This is a genomic window from Amycolatopsis sp. 505, assembly GCF_031625235.1.
In the GTDB taxonomy this organism is placed as follows: Bacteria; Actinomycetota; Actinomycetes; order Mycobacteriales; family Pseudonocardiaceae; genus Amycolatopsis.
Genome location: NZ_JACKQP010000009.1, coordinates 272,289 through 297,758, shown reverse-complemented (window position 1 = coordinate 297,758; position 25,470 = coordinate 272,289). Strand labels below are relative to the sequence as shown.

General features: G+C 71.6%; 27 protein-coding genes. 17 read left to right on the top strand and 10 right to left on the bottom strand.

Annotated features, from left to right (window positions below; genetic code table 11):
• Window positions 1-7: 7 nt before the first annotated feature.
• Window positions 8-727 carry a MerR family transcriptional regulator gene (locus H5965_RS32280; protein WP_310974557.1) on the bottom strand — a complete coding sequence of 240 codons (720 nt, stop codon included), beginning with the start codon at window positions 725-727 and terminating at the stop codon, window positions 8-10.
• Window positions 728-781: 54 nt separating this feature from the next.
• Between H5965_RS32280 and H5965_RS32275 the strand changes: the two genes are divergently transcribed.
• The gene (locus tag H5965_RS32275) at window positions 782-1,036 is read left to right on the top strand and encodes a hypothetical protein (protein ID WP_310974556.1); all 255 of its coding nucleotides are present in this window, start codon (window positions 782-784) and stop codon (window positions 1,034-1,036) included.
• Here the strand turns inward: H5965_RS32275 and H5965_RS32270 are convergent.
• On the bottom strand, window positions 1,026-2,231 hold the full coding sequence (locus H5965_RS32270; RefSeq protein ID WP_310974555.1) for a multidrug effflux MFS transporter: 1,206 nt from the start codon (window positions 2,229-2,231) through the stop codon (window positions 1,026-1,028). The genes H5965_RS32275 and H5965_RS32270 overlap by 11 nt on opposite strands.
• Before the next feature lie 208 nt (window positions 2,232-2,439).
• Here H5965_RS32270 and H5965_RS32265 point away from each other — a divergent pair, with 208 nt between their 5' ends.
• The 6 genes from H5965_RS32265 to H5965_RS32240 are packed head-to-tail and all read left to right on the top strand — an operon-like array spanning window position 2,440 to window position 8,945.
• Entirely contained in the window at window positions 2,440-3,291 is an 852-nt protein-coding gene (locus H5965_RS32265; protein WP_310974554.1) for a fumarylacetoacetate hydrolase family protein, read from the top strand.
• Window positions 3,292-3,293: 2 nt separating this feature from the next.
• Window positions 3,294-4,598: an enolase C-terminal domain-like protein gene (locus tag H5965_RS32260; protein WP_310974553.1), complete on the top strand. Its 1,305-nt coding sequence runs from the start codon at window positions 3,294-3,296 to the stop codon at window positions 4,596-4,598.
• The gene (locus H5965_RS32255; protein ID WP_310974552.1) at window positions 4,591-5,337 is read left to right on the top strand and encodes an SDR family oxidoreductase; all 747 of its coding nucleotides are present in this window, start codon (window positions 4,591-4,593) and stop codon (window positions 5,335-5,337) included. The genes H5965_RS32260 and H5965_RS32255 overlap by 8 nt, the downstream gene beginning before the upstream one ends.
• 37 nt (window positions 5,338-5,374) lie before the next feature.
• Complete coding sequence (locus H5965_RS32250; RefSeq protein ID WP_310974551.1) at window positions 5,375-6,415, top strand: sugar ABC transporter substrate-binding protein; 1,041 nt, start codon at window positions 5,375-5,377, stop codon at window positions 6,413-6,415.
• Window positions 6,412-7,935: a sugar ABC transporter ATP-binding protein gene (locus H5965_RS32245; RefSeq protein WP_310974550.1), complete on the top strand. Its 1,524-nt coding sequence runs from the start codon at window positions 6,412-6,414 to the stop codon at window positions 7,933-7,935. The genes H5965_RS32250 and H5965_RS32245 overlap by 4 nt, the downstream gene beginning before the upstream one ends.
• Window positions 7,932-8,945: an ABC transporter permease gene (locus H5965_RS32240; RefSeq protein WP_310974549.1), complete on the top strand. Its 1,014-nt coding sequence runs from the start codon at window positions 7,932-7,934 to the stop codon at window positions 8,943-8,945. The genes H5965_RS32245 and H5965_RS32240 overlap by 4 nt, the downstream gene beginning before the upstream one ends.
• A 43-nt stretch (window positions 8,946-8,988) precedes the next feature.
• Here H5965_RS32240 and H5965_RS32235 read toward each other — a convergent pair whose 3' ends face one another.
• A complete protein-coding gene (locus tag H5965_RS32235; RefSeq protein WP_310974548.1) occupies window positions 8,989-9,711 on the bottom strand; it encodes a FadR/GntR family transcriptional regulator in 723 nt (240 codons plus the stop codon).
• An 80-nt stretch (window positions 9,712-9,791) separates the two neighbouring features.
• Between H5965_RS32235 and H5965_RS32230 the strand changes: the two genes are divergently transcribed.
• Genes H5965_RS32230 through H5965_RS32220 form a run of 3 tightly spaced genes read left to right on the top strand, consistent with a single transcriptional unit; the run spans window position 9,792 to window position 11,952 of the window.
• Window positions 9,792-10,130 (top strand): L-rhamnose mutarotase, encoded by a 339-nt coding sequence (locus H5965_RS32230; RefSeq protein ID WP_310974547.1) that lies wholly within the window; start codon window positions 9,792-9,794, stop codon window positions 10,128-10,130.
• Between the two features lie 5 nt (window positions 10,131-10,135).
• The gene (locus H5965_RS32225; RefSeq protein WP_310974546.1) at window positions 10,136-11,104 is read left to right on the top strand and encodes an aldo/keto reductase; all 969 of its coding nucleotides are present in this window, start codon (window positions 10,136-10,138) and stop codon (window positions 11,102-11,104) included.
• Entirely contained in the window at window positions 11,101-11,952 is an 852-nt protein-coding gene (locus H5965_RS32220) for an amidohydrolase family protein (RefSeq protein ID WP_310974545.1), read from the top strand. Before H5965_RS32225 ends, H5965_RS32220 begins: the two co-directional genes overlap by 4 nt.
• Window positions 11,953-11,985: 33 nt before the next feature.
• On the opposite strand, the gene shbA is transcribed toward H5965_RS32220, so the two are convergent.
• The 4 genes from shbA to H5965_RS32200 all read right to left on the bottom strand — a co-directional run bounded on the left by shbA (window position 11,986) and on the right by H5965_RS32200 (window position 14,238).
• Window positions 11,986-12,642 carry an RNA polymerase sigma factor ShbA gene (shbA, locus tag H5965_RS32215; protein WP_310974544.1) on the bottom strand — a complete coding sequence of 219 codons (657 nt, stop codon included), beginning with the start codon at window positions 12,640-12,642 and terminating at the stop codon, window positions 11,986-11,988.
• Between the two features lie 253 nt (window positions 12,643-12,895).
• On the bottom strand, window positions 12,896-13,192 hold the full coding sequence (locus H5965_RS32210) for a DUF202 domain-containing protein (protein WP_310974543.1): 297 nt from the start codon (window positions 13,190-13,192) through the stop codon (window positions 12,896-12,898).
• A 171-nt stretch (window positions 13,193-13,363) separates the two neighbouring features.
• Window positions 13,364-13,747 (bottom strand): YidH family protein, encoded by a 384-nt coding sequence (locus tag H5965_RS32205; protein ID WP_396136967.1) that lies wholly within the window; start codon window positions 13,745-13,747, stop codon window positions 13,364-13,366.
• A gap of 11 nt (window positions 13,748-13,758) precedes the next feature.
• Window positions 13,759-14,238 (bottom strand): GtrA family protein, encoded by a 480-nt coding sequence (locus tag H5965_RS32200; protein ID WP_310974542.1) that lies wholly within the window; start codon window positions 14,236-14,238, stop codon window positions 13,759-13,761.
• A 138-nt stretch (window positions 14,239-14,376) separates the two neighbouring features.
• Between H5965_RS32200 and H5965_RS32195 the strand changes: the two genes are divergently transcribed.
• A complete protein-coding gene (locus H5965_RS32195) occupies window positions 14,377-14,787 on the top strand; it encodes a hypothetical protein (RefSeq protein WP_310974541.1) in 411 nt (136 codons plus the stop codon).
• Window positions 14,788-14,864: 77 nt separating this feature from the next.
• On the top strand, window positions 14,865-15,158 hold the full coding sequence (locus H5965_RS32190) for an iron-sulfur cluster biosynthesis family protein (protein ID WP_176172267.1): 294 nt from the start codon (window positions 14,865-14,867) through the stop codon (window positions 15,156-15,158).
• A gap of 444 nt (window positions 15,159-15,602) precedes the next feature.
• On the opposite strand, the gene H5965_RS32185 is transcribed toward H5965_RS32190, so the two are convergent.
• The 3 genes from H5965_RS32185 to H5965_RS32175 are packed head-to-tail and all read right to left on the bottom strand — an operon-like array spanning window position 15,603 to window position 19,792.
• The gene (locus tag H5965_RS32185; protein ID WP_310974540.1) at window positions 15,603-16,724 is read right to left on the bottom strand and encodes a glycerate kinase; all 1,122 of its coding nucleotides are present in this window, start codon (window positions 16,722-16,724) and stop codon (window positions 15,603-15,605) included.
• Complete coding sequence (locus H5965_RS32180) at window positions 16,721-17,665, bottom strand: D-glycerate dehydrogenase (protein WP_310974539.1); 945 nt, start codon at window positions 17,663-17,665, stop codon at window positions 16,721-16,723. Before H5965_RS32180 ends, H5965_RS32185 begins: the two co-directional genes overlap by 4 nt.
• 30 nt (window positions 17,666-17,695) lie before the next feature.
• Entirely contained in the window at window positions 17,696-19,792 is a 2,097-nt protein-coding gene (locus tag H5965_RS32175; protein WP_310974538.1) for an alpha-galactosidase, read from the bottom strand.
• Between the two features lie 76 nt (window positions 19,793-19,868).
• Here H5965_RS32175 and H5965_RS32170 point away from each other — a divergent pair, with 76 nt between their 5' ends.
• From H5965_RS32170 to H5965_RS32150, 5 genes are read left to right on the top strand one after another with little or no spacing between them, the layout of a single operon-like run.
• Window positions 19,869-21,038, top strand: coding sequence for an ROK family protein (locus H5965_RS32170; RefSeq protein WP_310974537.1), 1,170 nt, complete (start codon window positions 19,869-19,871; stop codon window positions 21,036-21,038).
• Window positions 21,039-21,056: 18 nt separating this feature from the next.
• Window positions 21,057-22,322 carry an extracellular solute-binding protein gene (locus H5965_RS32165; RefSeq protein ID WP_310974536.1) on the top strand — a complete coding sequence of 422 codons (1,266 nt, stop codon included), beginning with the start codon at window positions 21,057-21,059 and terminating at the stop codon, window positions 22,320-22,322.
• Window positions 22,319-23,272 (top strand): sugar ABC transporter permease, encoded by a 954-nt coding sequence (locus tag H5965_RS32160; RefSeq protein WP_310974535.1) that lies wholly within the window; start codon window positions 22,319-22,321, stop codon window positions 23,270-23,272. Before H5965_RS32165 ends, H5965_RS32160 begins: the two co-directional genes overlap by 4 nt.
• Window positions 23,272-24,105, top strand: coding sequence for a carbohydrate ABC transporter permease (locus H5965_RS32155; RefSeq protein ID WP_310974534.1), 834 nt, complete (start codon window positions 23,272-23,274; stop codon window positions 24,103-24,105). The genes H5965_RS32160 and H5965_RS32155 overlap by 1 nt, the downstream gene beginning before the upstream one ends.
• 27 nt (window positions 24,106-24,132) lie before the next feature.
• The gene (locus H5965_RS32150) at window positions 24,133-25,434 is read left to right on the top strand and encodes a glycoside hydrolase family 27 protein (protein WP_310974533.1); all 1,302 of its coding nucleotides are present in this window, start codon (window positions 24,133-24,135) and stop codon (window positions 25,432-25,434) included.
• Window positions 25,435-25,470 lie beyond the last annotated feature (36 nt).

Genomic DNA, 25,470 nt, shown 5'->3' with positions numbered 1-25,470 from the left:
GCCCGGCTCACCCGAGCCGCTCCCGCAACAGCGCGTCGAGCCGCCCCCACGCGGGCGACGACGCGTTCACCGCACCCTGCACCAACGCCGGAATCGCGGACCCCGGGTCGTACGCAGGCAGCTCGTCGCCATAACGGGCACGAGTTGCCGCGACAAGCTTCGAAGCCAACGCGTCCACGCGCGGATCGTGCGGATCGACATCGTGCACCCGGTCGTACTCGAGGACCACGGCGAGCAACGCCGGGTCGTCAAGCATCGACGACTGGTCGCGGAAGTTCGTGCGCGCCGTCTCCGGGTGGGTGGCGAACACCAGCAGCCAGAGGTCGCTCTGCAGCGTCACCCAGCGCTCGCTGAACCCGAGGCCCGGCAGCCGGCCGAGGTAGGCCACCACCTCGTCCGGCAGCGGGGACAACCGGCCGGATGCCAGGCGCCGCAGCCGCGCCCGGGTGGCCTGCAGGGCCTCGATCCGCGCGGCGAGGTCGTCGTCGATCTGCCGCAGCGCCGATGCGAGCCCGTCGCCCGCGCGGAGTTCGCGGATCCGGGCCAACGGGACGCCGGCCTCGGCGAGGGTGCGGATCTTGATCAGCTCGACCGCGTCCGCGGCGCGGTAGCGGCGGTAGCCGGAACTGTCGCGGTCCGGCTCGGCGAGCAGGCCTTTCGCGTGGTAGACGCGGATCGCCTTGGCCGTCACGCCGACGTACCCGGCGAGCTGTCCGATGGTGAGCACCCGGCCATCCTCGCACTTGACCTTGCCCTTGGGGCAAGGTCGCAGACTGGCCCCATGACCGATCACGAGACCCTGCGCGCGCTGGCCGACGAGGGCAACGAAACCGCACTGGACCGGCTCGCCGACCTCGCCGACGCGTGCGGCGACGTCGAGGAGCTGAGCGAGCTGCTGGACGAGGGCTGCGACCGGGCCGGGGAACTGCTCACCCGCCGCGCGGTCGCCGCGAAGGACCTCCTCGAGCTGCAGCGGATCGCCGACGCCGGCCACGAACCGGCCGCCGACGAGCTGGAACGGCTCCTCAGGCGGTAGCCGGGCGGGCCAGCGTCAGGTAGGCCACCAGCGCCAGCGCCGCGAACCCCGCCATGGTCGCGGCCATCGGCACCGCCGTCCCCGGGCCGCCGAGGCCGACCAGCGGCGTCGCCACCGCACCCACCACGAACTGCAGCACCCCCAGCAACGCCGACGCCGCCCCCGCCGAGCGCGCGTGCGACGCCAGCGCCAGCGAACTCGCGTTCGGCATCACCAGGCCGATGCTCGACACCAGCAGGAACAGCGACACCAGCAGCACCGCCAGTGGCGCCTTCAAGAGCACCGAAGCCAGCACGAAAGCCCCGCCGAACACCCCGAGCAGCAGCCCGGAAAGCAACAGAACCCGCTCGCGAACCCGCCCCACCAGACGGCCGTTGAGCTGCCCCGCCAGCACGATCCCGACGCCGTTCGCCCCGAAGACCACGCTGTACGCCTGCGGGCTCAACCCGTACACGCCCTGGAGCGCGAACGACGACCCGGAGATGTAGGCGAACATCGACGCGAACAGCAGCCCCGACGCCAGCGCGTACCCGGCGAAGGACCGGTCCAGCGCCAGCCGCCCGTAGGTGCGCATCACCTGGCCGAGCCGCAGCGGAGACCGCACCGCCGACGGCTCCGGCAGGAAGAACACCACCACGGCCAGCAGCAGCGCGCCGAACGCCGTCAGCACGACGAACACCCCGCGCCACGACGTCCAGTTCAGCAGCTGGCCGCCGATCAACGGCGCCAGGATCGGGGCCAGGCCGCTGACCAGCATCAACGTCGAGAAGAACTTCGTCATCGCGGTCCCGGAGAACAGGTCCCGCACGGTCGCGCGCGCGATCACGATGCCCGCCGCCGCGCCGAGGGACTGCACGAGCCGCGCCGCGACCAGCAGAAGCGCGTCCGGGCTCACCGCGCACAGCACCGAGCCCACGACGTAGAGCACGAGCCCCGCGAGCAGCGGGCCACGGCGGCCCAGCGCGTCCGACAGCGGCCCGAGCACCAGCTGGCCCAGCGCCAGCCCCACGATGAACGCGCTCAGCGTCAGCTGGACCGTGCTGTCCGCCGCGTGCAGGTCGGCCGCCATCCGCGGCAGCGCGGGCAGGTACATGTCGATCGACAAGGGCCCGAAGGCGGTGAGACCGCCCAGGACGAGGACGAACTTCAGCTGCGCCCGCCGGCTCGGCGCGGTACGTTCCGCCGTGGTGGTCATGCACGTCCTTTCGCTCCCTCACCGGGGACCAGCGGGAACAGCCGCAGGGCTATTCCGGCTGTGACCCGTGACACTCCGTGGTCGCGTGACCCGGCACCGACACTGATCCGATCAATTTTGCTCCCGATTTCGGCGATGGCTCTGGATCGGCGGTCACGACTGCGATATACATCGGATGTCTGGTCGGTGTGGGTGAAGGGAAACATCCGTGCAGCTTGTGCGTCTCGGGGAGCCGGGAAGTGAGCGTCCGTTCGTGCGGGCCGACGACGGCACGACCTACGAACTGGGCGGCCTCACCGCCGACATCGACGGCAGCTTCCTCGCCGCGGACGGGATCGCGCGCACCGCCGCCGCGCTCGACGCCGGAGAGCTGCCGGAAGCGTCCGGAACCGGCCTGCGCGTCGGCCCGCCGATCGCCCAGCCCGGCAAGGTCGTCTGCATCGGCATGAACTACCGCCGCCACGCCGAGGAAACCGGCGCGACCCCGCCCACCGAGCCGGTGGTCTTCATGAAGGCGCCGGACGTCGTGGTCGGCCCGGCCGACGACGTCCTCATCCCGCGCGGCTCGGTCAGCACCGACTGGGAGGTCGAGCTCGGCGTCGTCATCGGCAAGACCGCCCGCTACCTCGAAAGCGTCCAGGAAGCCTTGGAGTACGTCGCCGGCTACGTCGTCTCGAACGACGTCTCCGAGCGCGAGCTGCAGTTCCGCGCCGGCCAGTGGGACAAGGGCAAGTCCTGCGAGAACTTCAACCCGCTCGGCCCGGCGCTGATCCCCGCGGGCGAGGTGCCCGACCCCCAGGACCTCGGCCTGCGGCTGTGGGTCAACGGCGAGAAGAAGCAGGACTCCTCGACCAAGGACATGATCTTCACCGTCGCCGAGATCGTCCACCACCTGAGCCAGGTGATGGTGCTGCGGCCCGGCGACCTGATCAACACCGGCACCCCGGAAGGCGTCGCGCTCGGGCAGCCCGACCCGAAGCCGTACCTGCGCGACGGCGACGTCATCGAGCTCGAGATCGACGGGCTCGGGCGGCAGCGCCAGACGGCGAGGCAGGCCTGACCATGGCGAAGATCATCGGCATGGAGGTCCTCGACGTCCGGTTCCCGACGTCGAAGGAGCTCGACGGCTCGGACGCGATGAACCCCGACCCGGACTACTCCGCCGCCTACGTCGTGCTGCACGCCGACGGCGGCCCGGACGGCTACGGGCTCGCGTTCACCATCGGCCGCGGCAACGACGTCCAGGCCGCCGCGATCCGCGCGCTCGCCCCGCACGTCGTCGGCCGGGACGTCCCGGAGGACGCGGCCGCGCTCGGCGACCTGTCCCGCACGCTCGTCGGCGACTCGCAGTTCCGCTGGCTGGGGCCGGAAAAGGGCGTCGCGCACATGGCCGTCGGGGCGGTGGTCAACGCCGCCTGGGACCTCGCCGCCCGCCGCGCCGGCCTGCCGGTGTGGCGGTTCGCCGCCCGGATGACGCCCGAAGAACTCGTGTCGCTGGTCGACTTCCGGTACCTGTCCGACGCGCTCACCGAAGCCGAAGCCCTGGACATCCTGCGGCGCGCGGAACCGGGCCGGGCGGAGCGGACCGAGCAGCTCGAAGCCCACGGCTACCGCGCCTACAGCACGTCCCCCGGCTGGCTCGGGTACGCGGACGCGAAGCTCGTGCGGCTCGCCGAGCAGGCCGTCGCCGACGGTTTCGAGATGATCAAGCTGAAGGTCGGCGGCAACCTCGAGGACGACGTCCGCCGGATGAAGCTGGCGCGGGAGACCGTCGGCCAGGACGTCCGGATCGCCGTCGACGCCAACCAGCGCTGGGACGTCTCGGCCGCGGTCACCTGGATGACCGCGCTCGCGCCCTACGACCCGTACTGGATCGAGGAACCGACCTCCCCGGACGACGTCCTCGGCCACGCGGCCATCGCGAAGGCCCTCGCGCCGATCAAGATCGCCACCGGCGAGCACGTCCAGAACCGGGTGATCTTCAAGCAGCTGCTGCAGGCGGACGCGATTTCGGTGCTCCAGCTGGACGCCGCCCGCGTCGGCGGCTTCAACGAGAACCTGGCGATCCTGCTGCTGGCCGCCAAGTTCGGCGTCCCGGTGTGCCCGCACGCCGGCGGCGTCGGGCTCTGCGAGCTCGTCCGGCACCTCTCGATGTTCGACTTCGTGGCCGTGTCCGGCACCGACGCCGACCGCTCGATCGAGTGGGTCGACCACCTGCACGAGCACTTCACCGACCCGGCCGTCGTCGAGCGCGGCCGCTACCTCGCCCCGACCGCCCCCGGGTTCTCCGCGCGCATGCACGACGCCACGCTGCGCCGGTTCCGGTTCCCGGACGGTCCCGAGTGGACGGAGACCGCAAGTGAGTGAATTCGAGGGCCTGGTGGCCGCCGTCACCGGAGGCGCCTCGGGCATCGGCAAGGCGGCCGCGGACCTGCTGGCCGAACGCGGCGCGCGGGTGGCGATCCTCGACCTGAAACCGGGCGACGACGGCATCCGCTGCGACGTCTCTTCCGACGATGAAGTCCGCTCGGCCATCGACGCCGTCGTGGAACGCTTCGGGCGCCTCGACATCCTCGTCAACAACGCGGGCATCGGCGCGCAGGGCGACGTCACGGGCAACGACGACGACGAATGGCACCGCGTGTTCGACGTCAACGTCGTCGGCATGGTCCGGCTCGCCCGGGCCGCGCTGCCGCACCTCAAGAACTCGCCGTCCGCGGCGATCGTCAACACCTGCTCCATCGCGGCCTGGGCGGGCCTGCCCAACCGCGCGCTCTACTCGGCCAGCAAGGGCGCGGTGCTCTCGCTGACCCTGGCCATGGCGACCGACCACCTGCCCGATGGGATCCGCGTCAACTGCGTGTGCCCGGGCACGGCGGACACCCCGTGGGTGGGCCGGCTCCTGGACGCCGCCGACGACCCGGCGGCCGAACGCGCGGCCCTCGCGGCCCGCCAGCCGATGGGCCGGCTGGTGACCGCGGACGAGGTCGCGAACGCGATCGCCTACCTGGCGAGCCCCCGCTCCGCTTCGACCACCGGCACCGCCCTCGCGGTCGACGGCGGCATGTACGGCCTGCGTCCTCGCGGCCCCGTGAACCACGACTAGAACGACTTGATTCCCCGCCGTCATCAAGGAGGATGCTGTGCGCACGAAGGTGATCAAGGTGGCCGCCGTCGCCGCCTGCGGCCTGATCCTGGCCGCCTGTGGGTCCACCAAGGACAACGCGGCGGCACCCGCGGCCGGGGGCGGCGCCGGCGGCAAGGTCGGCGCGACGCTGCCGCTGCTGACCTCGCCGTTCTGGCAGGCCTACAACAACTACGTGCCCAAGATGGCCAAGGAAGAGGGCGTCGACGTCCTCCCGACGGTCAACGCCGACAGCGATCCCGCGAAGCTGATCACCGACATCGGCACCTTCCTCAACCAGGGCGTCAAAGGCCTGGTCGTGACGCCGCTGGACTCGGCGGCCATCGTCGCCGGGCTCAAGCAGGCCGAGAACAAGGGCGTCCCGGTGGTCGCGGTCGACGTCGCGCCCGAGAGCGGCAAGGTCGCCATGGTGGTGCGGGCCGACAACAAGGCCTACGGCACCAAGGCCTGCGAAGCGATCGGCGAGAAGGTCAAGTCCGGCAAGGTCGTGCAGATCATGGGCGACCTCGCCTCGGTCAACGGCCGCGACCGCTCGGAGGCTTTCCGCGACTGCATGAAGTCCAAGTACCCCGACATCCAGGTGCTGGAGATCCCGGCCGAGTGGAAGGCCGACAAGGCGTCCTCCGGCCTGGACAGCATGCTGACCGCGAACCCGGACATCAAGGGCGTCTACATGCAGGCCGGCGGCGTCTACCTGGCCCCGACCGAGCAGGCGCTCAAGCGCAAGAACCTGTTCTTCCCGGTCGGGGACCCGAAGCACGTCGTGCTCGTCTCCAACGACGGGATTCCGCAGGAGCTGGCCGCGATCCGCGCCGGCGAGCTGGACGCCACGGTCTCCCAGCCGGCCGACGCCTACGCGAAGTACGGCCTGTACTGGCTGAAGAAGGCCATGGCGGGCGAGACGTTCAAGGCCGGGCCGACCGACCACGGCAGCACGATCGTGGAGATCAGCCCCGGCATCCTCGAGGACCAGCTGCCCGCGCCCGTCATCACCAAGGACAACGTGGACGACAAGGCCCTCTGGGGGAACAACCTGTGACCGCGCTGCCCGCCGGCGAACCCGCCGCCGGAGTGGTCAGCGCCGTAGGTGTCGGCAAGCGCTACGGCCCCACCGTCGCGCTCCACGACGTCAGCCTCACCGTGCACCCCGGCGAGTCGCACGCGCTCGTCGGGCGCAACGGGGCCGGCAAGTCGACGCTCGTCTCCATCCTCACTGGCCTGTCCGCCACGGACACCGGGCACGTCGAGTTCGGCGGCGAGCCGGCCCCGCCACTGTCCAAACAGGACGACTGGAAGGCGCGCGTCGCCTGCGTGTACCAGCACGCGATGGTCGTCCCGCAGCTCACCGTCGCCGAGAACCTGTTCCTCAACCGGCAGGCGGGCGGCGGGTTCTCGATCGGCTGGAAGTCGTTGCGGCGCAAGGCGCGCGACCTCCTGGAATCGTGGGACGTGCACGTCGACGTCGACACCCCGGCCGGGGACCTCTCGGTCGAGGACCGGCAGTTCGTCGAGATCGCCCGCGCGCTGTCCTACGGCGCCCGGTTCATCGTCCTCGACGAGCCGACCGCGCAGCTCGACAGCCAGGCCATCGAGCGGCTCTTCGAGCGGATGCGCCAGATGCAGGCGGGCGGGGTGACGTTCCTGTTCATCTCGCACCACCTGCACGAGGTGTACGAGGTCTGCCAGGCGGTGACCGTGCTGCGCGACGCGAAGCACGTCCTCACCGCCCCGGTCGCCGAGGTGGGCCGCGCGGAACTGGTCGACGCGATGACCGGCGAGCCCGGCGGCCTGTCGGTGCGGGATGCCGCTTCGCGCGAGGCTCTCGACGCGGGCGCGTCCGAGATCCTCGCCGTCGACGGCCTCTCCGGCGACGGCTTCCGGGACGTCTCGTTCCGGCTCCGCCGCGGCGAAGTCGTCGGGCTCGCGGGCAGCAACGCCAGCGGCAAGCATCAGGTCGCCGAGACGGTCTACGGCCTCCGGGCGCCGTCGGCGGGCACCATCCGCGTCGACGGCTCGCCGCTGCGGCCCGGGGACATCCCGGCGGCGTTGCGGGCCGGGATCGGGTGCGTGCCACGCGACCGGCACCACGAAGGCCTGGTCCTGGAACACTCGATCGCCGACAACGCCACGATGTCCATTCTGGACAAGCTGGGCCGCGGCGGGATCGCGTCTCCCGCCACGCGGTACGCGAAAGCGTCGCAGGCGCTGAAGGACTACGACATCGTGGCCGCGGGCGCCGACCAGCCGGTGTCGGACCTCTCCGGCGGCAACCAGCAGAAGGTCGTGCTGGCGCGGGCGTTGCTGAGCGAGCCGCGGGTGGTCGTGCTGATCAACCCGACCGCGGGGGTGGACGTGAAGTCGAAGGAGGCGCTGCTCGCGGTCGTCGACCGGGTGCGCGCCGAGGGCAAGGCGGTGCTGATCGTCAGCGACGAGCTCGACGACCTGCGCCTCAGCGACCGGGTCCTGGTGCTGCGCGCCGGGGCCGTGGTCGCCGAACACCAGGCCGGGTGGTCCGACGGCGACCTCGTGGCCGACATCGAAGGAGTCGAGCTTTCGTGACCGACGTGATGACCTCCCCGCAGACGCAGCTGCCCGCGCCACCCCGGCGCCGGAAGGCCGTCTGGCTGCGCGAACTCGCGCTCCTGCCCGCCCTGGTCGTCGTGTTCCTCATCGGCGGCCTGGTCGACGACACGTTCGTCGGCTGGAGCAACATCGTCAGCATCCTGACCGCATCGGCCGCGCTGTCGCTGGTCGTGCTCGGCGAGTCGCTGGTACTGATCACCGGCAAGTTCGACCTGTCCCTGGAATCGACCATGGGCCTGGCGCCCGCGCTGGGTGCGATGGTGGTGATCCCGGCGGCGTCGGCCGGCTTCGGCGTCGAGCTGCCCGCCGCGATCGGGCTGCTGATCATCCCGCTGTGCGGGGCGCTGGTCGGGTTCGTCAACGGCTTCCTGATCGTGAAGCTGAAGCTGAACGCCTTCATCGTCACCCTGGCCATGCTGACCGTGCTGCGCGGGGTCCAGGTCGGGTCGACCAAGGGCAAGACGCTGTTCAACCTGCCGGACTCGTTCACGAACCTGGCGACGACGACGTTCGCCGGGCTGCCGATGTCGGTGTGGCTGGCGGCGCTGCTGTTCGCGGTCGCCGGCTGGGTGCTGCGCTACCACCGCGTCGGCCGCGCGCTGTACGCGATCGGCGGCAACCGCGAAGCCGCACGCGCGGCCGGGGTCCGCGTCGACCGGATCGCGTGGGCGGTGTTCGTCGTCGCCGGGATCCTCGCGGCGATCGGCGGGCTCGCGTACACGGGGTACGTCGGCGCGCTGGGCGCGAACCAGGGCTCCGGGATGATCCTGCAGGTGTTCGCGGCGGCGGTGATCGGCGGCGTCTCCCTCGACGGCGGCAAGGGCACCCTGGTCGGTGCCCTCACCGGCGTCCTGCTGCTGTCGTCGGTGTCGAGCCTGCTCAACTACGCGCACGTCACGGCCGAGTGGCAGGGGGCGATCTACGGCGCCATCATCCTGGTCGCGCTGATCATCGCCCGGTACGCGGGCGGAAAGCCCCAAACCTGACACCCGCCGCGTGAAGATCCGACGTGTACCGGAGGTAGGTGTGCTACGAGGCTTCCGCGGCCGGCTCGGCGTCGGCCGTCGGGTCGTCCGCGGTGCCCAGGGCGTTGCGCAGCCACTGCTCCACGCCCGCGACGTGCACGGTCGCCCACGAGCGGGCCAGTTCCGGCTCGCGCGCGGCGATGGCCTCGTAGATCGCCGTGTGCTGCTCGCGGGTCTTCGCGACCGCACCCTCCTGGGTGAGCCCGCGCCAGATCCGGGCGCGGGCGGTCGGCCCGGACAGGCTGTCGAGCAGCGAGCACAGCACCGGGTTGCCCGAGCCGTCGGCGATCTTGCGGTGGAACTGCAGGTCGTTGGCGACCAGCGCCTCGACCGTCGGCGAGTCCTCCAGCTCCCCGAGCAGCGTGCCCAGCTCCGCGATGTCGGCGTCGCTCATGTGCAGGGCGGCCAGCGCGGTCGCGGCGGGCTCGAGGATCCGGCGCACGGCCAGGAAGTCGAGCACGGTGTCGTCGCGGTGGAAGTCGACCACGAACGTCATGGCGTCGAGCAGCAGGTTCGGTTCGAGGCTGGTGACGTACGTGCCGTCACCCTGGCGGACGTCGAGAACCCGGATCAGGCACAACGCCTTGACGGCCTCCCGCAGGGAGCTGCGCGAGAGCCCGAGCCGCTGGGCCAGCTCGGCCTCCTTCGGCAGCCGGTCGCCCGGCGCCAGCTCGCCGGAGATGATCATGTCCTTGATCTTGTCGATCGCGACATCGGTGACGGGCATCGCGTCCGCCCTCCCTGCAACAGACCTCGGATGTTTCGGTGTTACTCCCCAGCGTGCCATGTCCCGGCGAAGGAGGGGCGATGACCCACCAGGGCACACCACAACGAGTGGCTCTGCACACCCGGCTCAAGCCCGGCAAAGAGGCCGAGTACGAGTCCGTCCACGCGGTCATCCCGCCGGAACTGGACACCGCGCTGCGCGAAGCCGGGGTCCGCTCCTGGCGGATCTGGCGTAACGGACTCGACCTGTTCCACGTCCTCGAAGTCGACGACTACGAAGCGATGCGCGCGGCGCTGCGGGACCACCCCGCGAACGTGCCGTGGCAGGCCAGGATGGCCGGGCTGCTGGCCGTCGAGGACGACTACTCCGGCGGCGACACCGGCCTCGGTCTGGTCTGGGAACTGCCGGTGAAGGAGTGACGGCGTTGGAACTCTCCCTGTCCCCGCTGGGGCTCGGCTGCGCGCAGCTGGGCAACCTCTACCACGCGATCAGCGACGAGACGGCGGCCGCGACCGTCCGGCGCGCGTGGGAGGAGGGCATCCGCTACTTCGACACCGCGCCGCACTACGGCCTCGGCCTGTCGGAGACCCGGCTCGGTGCGGCCCTGGGTGCGTTCCCGCGGGACGAGTACGTGCTCTCGACGAAGGTCGGCCGGGTGCTGGAGCCGAACCCCGGCGGCGCCGGCGCCCGCGACGACCAGGGCTTCGCCGTCCCGGCCGCGTACAAGCGCCGGTGGGACTTCAGCCGCGACGGCGTCCTGCGGTCCCTGGACGACAGCCTGACCCGGCTGGGCCTCGACCGCGTCGACATCGTGTACGTCCACGACCCCGACGACCACTTCGAGGAGGCGGTTTCCGGGGCGTTCCCGGCGTTGCGCGAACTGCGGGAGCAGGGCGTGATCGGCGGGTTCGGCGCCGGGATGAACCAGGCGCCGATGCTGGCCGAGTTCGTCCGCCGCACCGACCTCGACGTCCTGCTGGTGGCCGGCCGCTACACGCTGCTCGACCAGCCGGCGCTGGACGAGCTGTTCCCGCTCTGCGCCGCGCGGGGCGTCAAGGTGGTGGCCGGGGGCGCGTTCAACGGCGGGATCCTGGCGACCGCCGAACCGGGCCGGGTCTACGACTACGCCGAAGCACCGCCGGAGCTGGTCGAACGGGCCGGGCGGATCGCGGAGATCTGCGCGCGGCACGGCGTCGAGCTGCCGGAAGCCGCGCTGGCCCTGCCGATGGGGCATCCCGCGGTGGCGTCGGTGGTCGTCGGCGCGCATGATCCTTCGCAGGTGAGCGTCAACGCCCGGCGTGCGCGGGCCGTGGTGCCACCGGCCCTGTGGACCGAGCTGATCGACGCGGGACTGCTGCGCGCCGACGTCGTCATCGCCGAAGGAGTCTCATGATCGACGCGCACCACCACCTGTGGGACCCCGCGCGGCGCGACTACCCGTGGATGACGGGCGACGCCATGGACCCGATCCGGCGCCCGTACACGGTCGACGACCTGCGCGCGGTGACGAAGGCGGCGGGCGTGCACGCGACGGTCCTGGTCCAGACGGTGTCCTCGGCGGAGGAGACGGCGGAGTTCCTCGCGACGGCGGCCGCGGAGCCGGTGATCGCGGGCGTGGTCGGCTGGGTGGACCTCACCGCCGCGGACGTCGCCGACCGGCTGGCCGCCCTCGACGGACCCCTGGTCGGCGTCCGGCACCAGGTGGAGAACGAGCCGGACGACGACTGGCTGCTGCGGCCCGAGGTGCTGGCCGGGCTCAGCGCGGTGGCGGCGGCGGGATTGGCGTTCGACCTGCTGGTGCGCCCCTCGCAGCTACCCGCCGCGGCCGAGGTGGCGTTGCGCCTGCCGCAGCTGCGCCTGGTGCTGGACCACGCGGCGAAGCCCCCGATCGCGACGGGGGAGTGGGAGCCGTGGGCGTCCGGCGTGGCGGCGCTGGCGGGGCGCGAGAACGTCGTGTGCAAGCTGTCCGGTCTGGTCACCGAAGCGGACTGGACCGGCTGGGAGGTCGGGCACCTGCGCCGGTACGTCGACCACGTGCTGGACGTGTTCGGCCCGGAGCGCCTGCTGTTCGGCTCGGACTGGCCGGTCTGCGAACTGGCGGCGTCCTACGAAGTGGTCCTCGACGCGGCGATCGCCCTGACGGGCTCGCTGTCGGACGCCGAGCGCCTGGCCGTCTTCGAGCACAACGCCCGCACGGTCTACGGGCTGGACGCGGGCGAGGTCACCTCCTCCAGGGGGTAAAAAAGGCGACCCCGCCCGCCCGCCGGTGTGGTCTCAGAACTCTTCGTCGCGGATCATGCCGCGCAGCCGGGTCAGGGCGCGGTGCTGCGTCACGCGGACGTTGCCCGCGGAGATGCCGAGCGCTTCGGCGGTTTCGGTCGCCGAGAATCCGACGGCGATGCGCAGGGTCAGGATCTCCTGCTGCACCCGGGGCAGGGCGGCGAGCAGCCGGCCGAGGCGGGCACCGAGGTCGAGGTGCAGCGCGTGCGACTCGGGCTCGTTGCCGGCGACGTGCGGGCTCTCCGGGAGCTCGGGGACGGGCTCGGAGCGGTCGCGGGCGACGGCGCGGTAGGCGTCGGCGACCTTGTTGGCCGCGATCGCGTGGACCAGGTAGAGGAAGGAGCCCCCGCGGTCCTGGTAGTCGGGCAGCGCCTTGAGCACGGCCAGGCAGACTTCCTGGGCGACGTCGTCGGCCGACAGGTAGGAGAGGTCGCGGCCGCCCATGCGCGCGCGGCAGTAGCGGACCACCACCGGCTCGATCATCTGCAGCAGCGAGTGGATCGCCGCCGGGTTGCCCTCGCCCGCGTCCTTGACGAGGGGGTCGAGGTCCTCCTTGGTGAGCCGTCCGCCCGGGCGGGGCAGAGTCTCGGGAGTGCGATAATCGCGAAGGCTGGAAGCGGATTGTTCGGTGGTACTCGGCGGTGCCGTCATGGTCGTCTCCCCGGCCGACCCTCGACCGTCGCTGCCGGGGGTTCAACACTCCGTAACTGATCCATCGCAGATGCTCCGATGGATCGGGGCCGATCTGCGGTCCGTGCGACGCAGGGTAATCGTAAGCACCTCCAGGCGGGTCAGTCCAGATTTCAACGACCAATACCCCGTTAGCAGTATCGACCGTGATGTTCCCGCGACCCGCCCCCGCACATTGCGATTAATCGGTTTCAGGATGTGCCGAGTTCACTCGTCAGTGGAAGACGACCACGGAAGTGGCGGTCACGGTCACGGCGAGCGACGCGATGGCGGGCAGTAAGCGGCTCGGCGGCCCCGGTTCGGCGGCGCGCAAGGCCCGTTCGCGGTGCATCCCGATGGCCCCTAGCAGGGCGGATGTCGCCGCGGCGAGCGCCACCGGGATCAGCGTGCCACCCCAATGGCGCTGGGCGGCGGAGTGCAGGAGCAGTACCGTGCAGGCGGCGGACGCCAAGGCTGTTCGCCGCCAGGCGAGCCCGGTGCGCTCGGCTTGGGCGCCCGCGGGGGTGGTCACGGCCGGATCTCGGACGGCGTGTCGGTACTTTTGACGTCACGATAATCGCGAAGCGACGGTATTCGCGTCCAGGCGGGCCGCTCGCCCGGGGCGGCCCGGCCGGCTCGCCGGGAAAGCCGGGCGGACGGGCCGTTTTTCCCGGCCGTCACCGTCCGCTGCCATTCGTGTCACTCACGAGACCACCAGCAGCACGGCCGCGGCGACGATCAGCGTCAGCAGGCCGCCCGTCAGCACCAGGATCGTCCGGCTCGGCGGCAGCGGCTGCCCGGCCCGCATCGCGATCTGCACCCGCCGCCAGCGCGGGTAGGCGGTCGCGGCGAGGACGGCGGCCAGCGCGACGCACAGGCCGGCGAGCACCGTGCTGGCCGCGGCCGGTGACGGCACCAGCTGGTGTACGGCGACGCCGCCCGCGAGTAACCCGAGGGCGGTGCGGAGCCAGGCGAGGAAGGTGCGTTCGTTGGCCAGCGTGAAGCGGTAGTCCGGTTCGGTGCCGCCCGCGTGGGGCGTGATGCCGTCCGGTGCGCCGTCGGCCGGCTTGCTTTCGTCCGGGGCCACGTCCGCAGACGCTAGCCGGTGTGGGCGGGCGCGGCCGGGTCGGTGCGGTGCGCGAAGACCCACCAGCGCAGCACGGCGAACCGCACGAACCCGCCGACGAGGCTGGCGAGCAGCAGGGTGCCGGTCTCCTCCCACGACGTCGGCCGGTCGACGAAGGCGTCGAGCAGGGCCAGCACGGCCGAGCCGTACAGGGCGTAGAAGGCGAAGGTGAGCAGGTCCTGCAGGTGCCGCTTGCCGGCGTTGCTGCGTCGCCCGGCGAAGGTGACGCGGCGGTGGAACTCGGTGTTGCCGACGGTGGTGAGCGCGATCGCGACCAGGTTCGCCACCTGAGAGCCGAGCTCGTCGCGCAGCAGGAGGAACAGAACGGCCTGGACGCCGGTTGTCACCACGCCGGCCACGACGTACCACGCCGCGTGCGTGCCGAGCTCGTGGTGGCGGTCCGGGTCGGTGGCGAGCAGCCGGTGCTCCGGTGCGCACCTGGTGGTGGCCATGATCCCAACCTAGCCCACATTCACAAACTTGTGAATGTGTTAAACCCTGTGATCCCTGCGACACCGGCAGGTTTCGCCGCCCTGCCGGCCGGGGTAGGTCACCGGCGACGAGATGTTCCCGACGCGCCTGGAGGGCCAGTGAGCGACCGTGACTCGGCCGAACCGCAGAGCTTGAGTCCCAGCGAGGCGCTGGACGAGGACGAGCTGCGCGTGGATTCGCTCGAGGAGGGCATCGAGCCGCCCGAGCACTGGAGCGCCGTCGACCGGTACGGCACCACGCCCCGGGAGATCCGCGAAGGCGAGCCGATGGACCAGCGCCTGGCCGAAGAGGTCCCGGACGCCGAGCCGGAGCCGGTCCCGGAGCGCCCGCTCGCGGCCACGCCGGCCGCGGAGCTTGACGAGACGATCGAAGACGCGCCGGCGGACTTCGAGCCGGTGGTCCCGGAGGAGACGGTGCCCCGCCGCCATTCGAACCAGGGCCGCCGCGAGACGACGGACTACGCGGGCGAGTCGGTGGCGGACGCCATCCGGGCGGCCCGGCAGGGCTGATCCGCTCAGACTGCACGTCCGTTCGGACGCCCCTAGCGTGGGGAAAACATCGGACCGCGACGAAGGGAAGGCCGAAAATGCTGACCGTGACCGAAGCCGCCGCCGAGGCGATCACCGCGTTGACCAGCCAGGGCGAGGGGGAAGCCGGACTGCGCCTGGCGGTCCAGAACGCCGACGGAGAGAGCGCCCAGCTGGCCCTGTCGGTGGCGCCCGAGCCCGCCGAGGGCGACAGCGTCCTGGGAGAGGCCGAAGGGCCGAAGGTGTTCCTCGAGCCCCAGGCGGCCGCGCTGCTGGACGACAAGGTCCTGGACGTCCAGGAGGACGAAGCGGGCGGCGTGGCATTCGCCGTGCTGCCCCAGCACACGAGCTGACCGCGGCGGACGGGCCTTTCGCTCCTCGAGTGCGGAAGGTCCGTTCGCAGGCGGGCGCCGCGCAGCGCCGCGCGCCGCCCACAGCTGGCCGCCGACTCCGCTGGCCGCCGACTCCGCCCACCGCTGGCCGCCGACTTCGCCGGCCGCCGGCCGCCGGTGCCGCTGGCCACCGGTGCCGCTGCCGCCGGTCCTGCCGGTCGCGCGGGGCCTGCCCGGCGGGTGCGCTTTGCGCACCGCTTCCCCGGCTGCGGGTGCCGCCGGTCGCGCGGGGCTTGCCCGGCGGGTGCGCTTTACGCACCGCTTCGCCGGCTGCCGACTCCGTCGGCCGCCGGTGCGGCTGGCTGCGGGTGCCGCCGGTCGCCGGTCCCACGGGGCCCGCCCAGCGGGTGCGTCTCGCGCAACGCTTTCCGGCTGCCCTCGCGCCGGATCAACCCGAGCCCTCGTCTACCCCTCCCTCCAGGCGCGGACCAGCTCCGCCGCCCGCTCCCGCAGCAACTCCGCCGCGTGCTTCCGTGCGTGATCCAGCGAAGGCGCGTGGTCGATCAGCGCGCTGCTCCTCACCACCCCCAGCCGCGCCAATCCCGCCGCGTCGAGCTGGATCCGCCCGGCCAGCGCCAGCAGCGGCACCCCGCGGGGCCGCGCCCGGTCCGCGATGCCCGCCGGGGCCTTTCCGTTGAGGCTCTGCTCGTCCAGCGATCCCTCGCCCGTGATCACCAGGTCCGCCCCTTCCAAGGCCGCATCCACCCCGGTCAGGCCCGCGATGAGGTCGAACCCGGACTCCACGCTCGCCCCGAGCGCGATCGCGGCCGCGGCCACTCCGCCGCCGGCGCCCGACCCCGGTACCCGTGCGACGTCCGGCGCACCGCCGACCTGCAGCGCGTGCGCCCACCGCCCCAATCCCTCGTCGAGCAGCGCCACCTCCTCGGGGCCCGCCCCCTTCTGCGGTCCGAACACCGCCGCCGCGCCTTCCGGGCCCAGCAACGGGTTCGTCACGTCGGTCGCGACCGCCACGCGCACGCCGTCCAGCCGCTCGCGCACCGGTGTCAGCTCCGTCGACGCCACCCGCGTCAGCGTCCCGCCGCCCAGGCCGACCGGTGCGCCGAACGCGTCCAGCACGCCGGCGCCCAGCGCGCCGAGCATCCCCGCCCCGCCGTCGGTGCTGGCCGTGCCGCCGACCGTGAGCACCAGCCGCTTCGCGCCGTGCACCAGCGCGTCCGCCAGGAGCTCGCCGACGCCCCAGGTGTGTGCGGCCAGCGCTGTCGCCGGGGAGGGTTCGACGAATTCGATCCCGCACGCGCGCGCGGATTCGACGTACGCCGTGCCGTCCAGCACCGCGTACCGCGCCTGGACCTGCTCGTCCAGCGGCCCGCGCACCGTCATCCGCACGATCCGCGCGCCCGCGGCTTCCAGGACGTCCAGGGTGCCCTCGCCGCCGTCGGCGACCGGGCACGTGACGATTTCCGCGTCCGGCAAGGCATCGCGCACGCCGAGCGCGATCGCCTCCGCGGCCTCGACCGCGGTCAGGCTGCCCTTGAACTTGTCGGGCGCGATGACGACCCGGGTCACGGCTTCACCTCCGTCAGCGGGGGACGCCCGGCGAGGATCGCCGCGACGTTGCGCGCGGCCAGCACGGCCATCGCGGTGCGGGTCTCGACCGTCGCCGACCCCAGGTGCGGGCTGAGCACGACGTCGTCCCGGCCGAGCAGCCGCGGTTCGACCTCGGGCTCCTTTTCGAACACGTCGAGCGCGGCGCCGGCGATCTCCCCGGCCTCCAGCGCGTCGGCCAGGGCGGCCTCGTCGACGACCGGCCCGCGGGTCGTGTTCACCAGGTACGCCCCGGGTTTCATGGCCCGCAGCGCCCCGGCGTCGATCAGGTGCCGCGTCTCGGGTGTCAGCGGGCAGTGCAGCGAGACGACGTCCGAGCGCGCCAGCAGCTCCTCGAACGACACGTACTCGGCGTCCGTGTCCTTTTTGGACCGTCCGGAGTAGACGACCGACATCCCGAAGGCCGCGGCCCGGCGCGCCATCGCCCGCCCGATCTGCCCGAACCCGACGATACCCAGCGTCTTGCCCTGCAGCCCGGAGCCGAGCAGGAAGCCGAGGTGGAACGACCACGGCGTGCGCGAGCGCAGCAGCCGTTCGCCCTCGCCGAGCCGCCGCGTGGCGGCGAGCAGCAGCCCGAAGGCGAGGTCGGCGGTGGCGTCGGTGAGCACGCCGGGCGTGTTGGTGACGACGATCCCGCGCGACGCCAGCGCCGGGAGGTCCACGTTGTCGTACCCCACGGCGACGTTCGCGACCACCTTCAGCCCCGGCCCGGCGGCGTCGGCCAGCGCGCCGTCGAGCCGGTCGTGCAGCATGCCGACGACCGCCGACGCGCCGCGCACGAACTCGTGCAGTTCCGCAGGCGCCAGCGGACGATCGGCGGGGGAGACCTCCACGTCGCCTGCCTCGGCGAGGAGCTTCACCGCGTCGTCGGGAATCCATCGGGTCACCGCGATCTTGGCCACGACGACAGCGTAAGGCACCCCACCGACAATTCAGGCCACGCGCGTCAGCCGCACCACCGCGCTCGCATACCCGCTCCCCGGCAGCGAGACGTCCAGCCCGTGGCTCAGCAACACCGCGCCGTGGTGCACGACGCCGTCCTGGTCGCGGTACGACCCGGCCGGGTCCAGCCCCGCGAGCCGCGGCGGCGTGACCGGCCGCGCGAACTCCGTGGGCCGCCGCCAGAAGAACACGACCACGGAATCGTCCAGCACGTACTGCACCGCCGTCAGCGCCGAGACCGCCGGGTCGGCCAGCCGGTACTGCGTCCCGTGCTGCACCACCGGCCGGATCTCCTTGTACAGCGCCACGAGCGACGCCGCTTCGGCGAGTTCGCCCGGCGTCCAGCGCGGCAGGTCGCCGCCCAGGCCGAGCACGCCCGCCATCGCCACGTGGAACCGGAAGCTCAGCGGTGCTTCCCGGTGCGTGGCCGGGTTCGGGCTGTCGGTCACCCAGGCCGACATCGTGCCCGCGGGGTAGATCTGGCCGTAGCCGTGCTGGATGGTGATCCGGTCGGCCGCGTCGGTGTTGTCCGACGCCCAGATCTCGTCGGTGCGCGCGAGGATCCCCAGATCGGTGCGCCCGCCGCCGCCCGCGCAGCCCTGGATCCGCAGGTTCGGGTGGTCGGTGCGCAGCCGGTCCAGGATCGCGTACACCGCCCGGATGTGGCCGACCCAGAGGCGTGCGGCGTCCGGCCCCGCCTCCGGCCAGCCGGCCTCGGTGAAGGCGCGGTTCATGTCCCACTTGAGGTAGTCGATGCCGTGCGCGCCGACCAGGCCGTCGAGCCACTTGTGGGCCCAGTCCGCGACGTCCGGGCGCGCGAAGTTCAGCACGAGCTGGTTGCGCAACGTCGTCCGGGAGCGGTGCGCCATGTGCAGCACCCAGTCCGGGTGCGCGCGGTAGAGGTCGCTGTCCGGGTTGACCATCTCCGGCTCGACCCACAACCCGAACTGCATGCCGTGCGCGTGGACGGCGTCGACGAGGGGCTGCAGCCCGGCCGGGAAGCGCTGTTCGTTGGCGATCCAGTCGCCGAGCCCGGCGGTGTCGCCGCTGCGGGCGCCGAACCAGCCGTCGTCCATGACGAACAGTTCCGCGCCCAGCTTGGCGGCCGCCGCGGCGAGCTCGGTCTCGGTCCGCTCGTCGACGTCCCAGCCGGTGGCCTCCCAGGAGTTGTAGACGATCGGCCGCAGCTCGCTCGCGTGCGGCTGGACGAACTCGCGGACGTACGCGTGCCACCGACGGCTCGTCCCGCCGAAGCCGTCGGCCGCGTAGAGCCCGGCGAACACCGGCGTCTCCCACGTTTCGCCCGGGTGCAGCCGCCAGGCGACGTGCTCGTGGCCGAACCCGCCGGTCCAGGTGACGCGGCCGGTGTGCGTGCGCTCGACGGTGATCCGCCAGCTCCCGCTCCACGCGAGCGCGGAAGACCACACTTCGCCGGCGGTCTCCGTCGCGTCGCCCGCGTCGAGCATCACCCACGGGTTGACCTGGTGGCTGGAGGCGCCGCGGCGGCTGGTGAGGGTGGTTTCGCCGACCGGCAGCGGTTCGCGCAGCACGCCGTACTCGGCGCTCCACGCCCCGGACGTCCGGCTCAGCCGCGCGCCCTCGCGCCGGGGGAGCGTCCATGACGCGGAATCGGTGCGCAGCAACGCGATCGGCTCTTCGGAACCGGTGTGCCGCAGCGACGTCCAGCGCTCGACGACGTCCCCGCGGACGCGGTAGTGCAGGGACAGCTCCAGGGGGTAGTGCCGGTCGGCGAGCCGGACGACGAGCGCGTCGTCTTCGAGCGCGAAGCCGTCGTAGCGCCACTCGAGCGCCGAGGTCCCGTCGGCGTACCGCACGGCCAACGCCGAGACGCCGAAGAACGCGCCGCCCTCGGCCGGGAGTTCCTGCCGCTCGTCGCCGGGCTCGTCGAAGCTGCTGTCGGCCGGGTTGCGGCGCGCGGCGACCTGCGTGGCTTGGGCCAGGGTCAGCGGCGGGCCCCAGTGGACGTGCCGCGGGCGGTCGTCGGCGTCCAGCCGGAAGGCGTATGAGCTCTCGGGGGTGCGCAGCAGCCACAGCCGGTGCGCGGGGTCGTGTTCGACGAGCGACATGCCCGACAGCGTAGAGCTGACCAGCGCGAAAATAAATTCTTGACGAAGTTAATTAAATCTCTCTACCCTTCCGGCCATGCCTCGCAGTGCACCGGCAAGGGCGCCGATCACCAGTCCCGCGGCCGCGACCGTGTTCACCACGGTCCTGACCGAAGGGCCGGTGTCCCGCGTCGACGTCGCCCGCCGCACCGGGCTCTCCTCCGCCGCGGTCACCAAGGCCGCCCGGCCCTTCATCGAGGCCGGCTACCTCGAAGAACTCGCCTCCGAAGGCCGCACCGCCCCCGGGGCCGGCCGCCCGGCGAACCCCCTGGCCATCCGGCCGGACCGCGAGTACTTCGTCGGCGTCAAGATCACCGGCGACGACCTGATCGGCGTGGTCACCGACCTGCGTGCCGACGTCCGGGCCAGCGCCCACCACGCCCTGACCGGCCACGACGTCGGGCACGTCGTCCGCGCGCTGGCCGATCTCGTCGGCGAGCTGCTGACCGGCACTCTCCGCGAGCGGGCCTACTGCCTCGGGATCGCGGTGTCCGGCGACGTCGACCGCGCGTCCGGCGTCGTCCGGTACTCCCCGTTCCTCGGCTGGCGGGACGTGCCGCTGGCCGAACTCCTCGAGGAGGCCACCGGGCTGACCGTGACCCTCGAAAACGACGTCAAGGCCCTAGCCGTCGCCGAGCAGTGGTTCGGCGAAGGGGTCGGGGCATCGTCGTTCGCGCTGGTCACGGTGGGCACCGGCATCGGCAGCGCGCTGGTCGTCCACGGCGACCTCGTCCGCGGCGCCCATGGCGTCGCCGGGGAGATCGGGCACGTCCCGGTCGCCGACGGCGGACCGTCGTGCCACTGCGGCGGACAGGGCTGCGTCGAGGCGATCGCGTCCACCGAAGCGATCCTGACCCGCGCCCGGCAGGTCACCGGCGAGCCCGGGCTGTCGATGGACGACGCCGTGACGCGGGCCCGCGGCGGCGACGAGCCGCTCCGGGAGGTCTTCGCCGGGGCGGGGCACGCGATCGGCCTCGGGCTGGCCGCGCTGGTCAACCTGTTCGGCCCGGAACGAGTGGTCGTCTCGGGTGAGGGCGTCGCCACCTACGACCTGTTCGAAGACCAGATCCGCCGGACCTTCGCGGTCCAGGCGTTCGGCAGCGCGGCCCGGTGCGGCCTGGTCATCCGGCCGCTGCCGTTCGAGGAGTGGGCCCGCGGTGCCGCCGCGGTCGCCGTCCAGAGCCTTTTCGCGTCGGAAAGCGTCTAAGGAGACACCGTGAGCCCCATGAATCGTCGTAGCTTCCTGGTCGGTTCGGTCCTCTTCGCCGGGGGAGCGGCCCTCGCGGGTTGCACCTCGGACCCGTTGAACAAGAACGCCTCCTCTTCGGGCGCGAAGGTCACGTTGCAGCAGTGGTACCACGCGTACGGCGAATCCGGGACGCAGCAGGCGGTCCAGCGGTACGCGCAGGAGTTCACCAAGGCCAACCCGGACATCGCGATCAACGTCAGCTGGATCGCCGGCGACTACGAGACCAAGCTCAACTCGGCGATGCTCACCGCGCAGGCCCCGGACCTGTTCGAACTCGGCGACTTCCGCTACCAGAACGTCAAAAACGGCCTGCTCGCGCCGCTTGACGACGTGGTCGGCCCGGTCAAAGCCGACTTCAGCCCGGCCGCGCTGGACACGGTGACCGTCGACGGCAAGGTCTACGGCGTCAAGATGATCGACGACGTCATGATGCTGTACTACCGCAAGAGCGCCCTGCAGGCCGCGGGCGTCCAGCCGCCGCAGACGTTCGCCGAACTCCTGGAAGCGACGCGGAAGCTCGACAACGGCAAGCAGAAGGGCCTGTACGTCGGCACCGACGGCGTCGGCGAAGCGGCGACGCTCCTGCTCTGGTCGTCCGGTGGGGACTTCTTCGACGCGAGCGGCAAGAAGGTCGCGTTCGCCTCACCCGAAGCGATCACCGCGATCGGCGGCCTCAAGCAGCTGCACGACACCGGCGGCCTGCTCCAGGGCTACCCGACCGACTGGTCCGACCCGGGCGCGTTCGCCAACGGTGCCACGGCCATGCAGTGGGGCGGCCTGTGGTCGCTGCCGGACATCAAGAAAGCCTTGGGCGACGACTTCGGCGTCGTCGCGTGGCCGAAGTTCGGCGACGCGGGCAAGCAGGTCGCCCGCGTCGGCGGCTGGTACCAGCTGGCCAACGCGAAGTCGGCGAACCTCGACGCCGTCAAGAAGTACATCGACTGGCTGTGGATCAAGAACGCCGACCTGCAGAAGGACTGGTGCGTCAAGTACGGCTTCCACATCCCGGCCCGCAAGGAGGTCGCGGCGCGGACGACCGAGTTCGCCAGCGGGCCCGCGAAGGACGCGGTGACGATCTCGCAGCAGTTCGGCAAGTCCTACTCGGGGCTGTGGAACAAGGCGTCGGCGACTCTGTTCCTGCAGGCCGCGACGAAGATCGCGAACGGGCAGGCCGACCCGGCCGCCGAACTCGGCGACGCGGCGAAGAAGGCGCAGGCCGAAGTCGACAAGCAGCTGGCATGACGGCCCTGATGGAGGCACCGGCCGTCTCGGCGCCGGCGAAGCCGCGCCGCCGGCGTCGCGACTGGCGGGCGATCGGCGCGTTCGTGGTGCTCACCGGGCCGGTCGTGCTCGGGCTGGGGCTGTTCAAGTACGTCGCCATCGCGTGGAGCTTCCTGCTCAGCTTCAACGACGCCCGCGGCACCATCACGCTCGGGAACTGGATCGGCTTCGGCAACTACGCGTTCCTGCTGGGCGACGACGCCTTCCTGACATCGTTGACGACGATCGCGCTCTTCACGGTCTTCATCGTGCCGATCACCTTCGTCGCCTCGCTCGGGCTCGCGGTGCTGATCAACAGCATCAAGCGCGGCAAGGCGTTCTTCCGGACCGTGTTCCTGATCCCGGCCGCGGTGTCGTACGTCGTGGCCGCGCTGGTGTGGAAGATGGCGCTGTTCAACGGGCTGCCGTCCGGGGTCGCGAACGTCGTCGGCGGGCTGTTCGGCGCCGACCCGGTGCCGTGGCTGTCGACGACGAGCCCGCCGGTGTACTGGGTCGCGGTCGTCACGCTGCGGCTGTGGCTGCAGGTCGGGCTGTACATGATCCTGTTCCTGGCCGGGCTGCAGGCGATCCCGCCGTCGCTGTACGAAGCCGGCGAGCTGGACGGCACGACGAAGTGGCAGGCCTTCCGGTATATCACGCTGCCGCAGCTGCGGAACACGTCCGTGGCCGTGCTGCTGCTGATCCTCATCGCCGCGTTCCAGGCGTTCGACGAGTTCTACAACCTGTTCGGCACCGGGCTGTCCGGCACCGCGACCGCGCCGGTGAAACCGCCGCTGGTCTACCTGTACGACTCCGCGCTCGGCGACCAGAACTACGGCGTCGGCTCGGCGGGGGCGTTCCTGCTGACGGTGATCATCGTCGTGATCACCCTGCTGCAGGGCCGGTTCGTCGGCTTCGGGAAGAAGGACTGATGGCCGTTCTGCCGGTGTCCCGGAAGGCGCCGAAGTACGTCCTGGCCTCTGTGCTGTCGCTGATCTTCCTGCTGCCGTTCTACATCATGCTGCGCAACGCGCTGATGACGCGGCAGCAGGTCAGCTCGCCGGACTGGGCGTGGCTGCCGGACCCGCTGTCGTGGGTCAACTTCGGCGACCTGTTCGCCGACACCTCGGTGCCCATGGCGCACGCGCTGGGGAACTCGTTCCTGGTCGCGATCGTGACGGCCCCGGCCGGCACGCTCTTCGGCTCGATGGCGGGGTACGCGCTGGCCCGGATCAACGTGCCCGGGCGGCGCTTCGTGTTCACCTACGTGCTGGTCACGCTGATGATCCCGCAGTCGGTGACGTTCGTGCCGACGTTCGTCGTCGTCGGCTCGATGGGCGGGGTCAACACCGAGTGGGGCATCATCGCGCCGAACCTGTTCAGCGCGTTCACGGTGATCCTGTTCCGCAACTTCTACCTGCGGTTCCCGGCGGAGATCGAGGAGGCCGGGCGGCTCGACGGGCTCGGCTACCTCGGCGTCTACCGGCGCCTGGTCCTGCCGAACTCCGGGAGCATGATCGCCTCGCTCGGGGCGCTGATGTTCATCGAAAGCTGGAACGCGTTCCTGTGGCCGCTGGTCATCGGGCAGGACCCGTCGTCGTGGACCGCGCAGATCGCGCTTTCGACGTTCCTGACCGCGCAGTCGGTCAACCTGCCGGCGCTGTTCGCCGGTGCTCTGGTCACCATCGCGCCGCTGGTCGCGATGTTCCTGGTCGCCCAGCGGTTCATCGTCCGCGGGATCGCGGCCAGCGGGCTCAAGGAATAGGTCCCCACCTCACCGAGGAGTGTCCCTGTGCAGCGCCTCCTATCCGTTTTCGTGGCCGTGCTCGCGTTTTTCTCGCTGGTTGTTCCGCCGGCCGATGCGCGGACGCCGTTCGTCAAGCCGTTCATGGGCTGGAGCAGCTGGAGCCTGGAGTCGTCGACCCGCGCGGGTTACGGCACTTCGTGGCTGAACGAGTCGCACATCCGTGGCGCGGCTCAGGCTCTCGCCACCAAGCTCAAGTCCGCCGGTTACACCTACGTCAACATCGACTCGGGCTGGAACGCTTCGCAGTCCTGGGTCTTCCACACCGACGTCAACGGCATCCCCGACCCCGATCCGACCCGGTTCCCGTCCGGGATCCCGGCGCTGGCTTCCTCCGTGCACTCGCTCGGGCTGAAGCTGGGCCTGTACGCCGTGACCGGGCTCGAGAAGGAGGTCTACGACAAGAACGCGCCCATTCTCGGGACGTCGTGCCACGCGCAGGACATCGCTTTCAAGCCGCTGACGCCGTCGAACGGCTGGGGCGGGAACTGGAAGGTCGACTTCTCGAACCCGTGCGCGCAGAAGTACTACGACTCGATCGTGGCCCGGTTCGCGTCCTGGGGCGTCGACTTCGTCAAGGTCGACGGGACGACCGCGGACAACGTCGCCGACATCCGGGCCTGGTCGACGGCGATCGACCACTCCCGGCGGCCGATGTGGCTGACGGCGAGCGCGTGGCCGGTGCCGCGGTCCATCGGTGCCTCCCTGGCGCCTTACGCGAACGGCGTGCGCGTCGACACGGACATCGAGTGCTACTGCGAGACGGTGTCCACCTGGGACAGCTCGGTGAAGGCGCGGTGGGCCGACCTGCCTTCGTGGCTCGGCGTGTTCGGGCCGAACTACCGGCCGGACCTGGACTCGATGCCGATCAGCAACAACACGGGGTCCGGCATCCAGGACGGGCTCTCCGACGTCGAGCGGCAGAGCGTGATGACGTTCTGGTCCATGGCTTCGTCGCCGCTGTATGTGGGAGGGGACATCTATTTCCTCGATGCCTCCGCGGTGTCGATCCTGACGAACCCCGAGGTCATCGCGGTCGACCACGCCGGTTCGTACCCCACGCAGGTCAGTGGCGGGCACCTCCAGGTGTGGAAGAAGCGTGCGCCGGACGGCCGGTGGTACGCGGCCGTCTACAACCTGGGTTCTTCGCCCGCGGACATCACGGTGGACTTCGCCGGGGCGCGGCCGGTGCGGGACCTCGTCGCGCGTCAGGACCTCGGGCGGTTCCGGGGCTCGTGGACGGCGTCCGCCGTGCCGCCCCACGGCTCGCGGTTGATCAGGATCGGCTGACCGTTCTTCCCGAAGGGGACTTTTCCCGCCTGTCCG

What these genes read in the sequence shown, in the direction of transcription:
- H5965_RS32275 (WP_310974556.1), top strand. Translation starts at nt 782, where the DNA reads ATGACCGATCACGAGACCCTGCGCGCGCTGGCCGACGAGGGCAACGAA.
- H5965_RS32270 (WP_310974555.1), bottom strand. Translation starts at nt 2,231, where the DNA reads ATGACCACCACGGCGGAACGTACCGCGCCGAGCCGGCGGGCGCAGCTG.
- H5965_RS32260 (WP_310974553.1), top strand. Translation starts at nt 3,294, where the DNA reads ATGGCGAAGATCATCGGCATGGAGGTCCTCGACGTCCGGTTCCCGACG.
- H5965_RS32235 (WP_310974548.1), bottom strand. Translation starts at nt 9,711, where the DNA reads ATGCCCGTCACCGATGTCGCGATCGACAAGATCAAGGACATGATCATC.
- H5965_RS32230 (WP_310974547.1), top strand. Translation starts at nt 9,792, where the DNA reads ATGACCCACCAGGGCACACCACAACGAGTGGCTCTGCACACCCGGCTC.
- H5965_RS32220 (WP_310974545.1), top strand. Translation starts at nt 11,101, where the DNA reads ATGATCGACGCGCACCACCACCTGTGGGACCCCGCGCGGCGCGACTAC.
- shbA (WP_310974544.1), bottom strand. Translation starts at nt 12,642, where the DNA reads ATGACGGCACCGCCGAGTACCACCGAACAATCCGCTTCCAGCCTTCGC.
- H5965_RS32200 (WP_310974542.1), bottom strand. Translation starts at nt 14,238, where the DNA reads ATGGCCACCACCAGGTGCGCACCGGAGCACCGGCTGCTCGCCACCGAC.
- H5965_RS32190 (WP_176172267.1), top strand. Translation starts at nt 14,865, where the DNA reads ATGCTGACCGTGACCGAAGCCGCCGCCGAGGCGATCACCGCGTTGACC.
- H5965_RS32175 (WP_310974538.1), bottom strand. Translation starts at nt 19,792, where the DNA reads ATGTCGCTCGTCGAACACGACCCCGCGCACCGGCTGTGGCTGCTGCGC.
- H5965_RS32170 (WP_310974537.1), top strand. Translation starts at nt 19,869, where the DNA reads ATGCCTCGCAGTGCACCGGCAAGGGCGCCGATCACCAGTCCCGCGGCC.
- H5965_RS32165 (WP_310974536.1), top strand. Translation starts at nt 21,057, where the DNA reads ATGAATCGTCGTAGCTTCCTGGTCGGTTCGGTCCTCTTCGCCGGGGGA.
- H5965_RS32160 (WP_310974535.1), top strand. Translation starts at nt 22,319, where the DNA reads ATGACGGCCCTGATGGAGGCACCGGCCGTCTCGGCGCCGGCGAAGCCG.
- H5965_RS32155 (WP_310974534.1), top strand. Translation starts at nt 23,272, where the DNA reads ATGGCCGTTCTGCCGGTGTCCCGGAAGGCGCCGAAGTACGTCCTGGCC.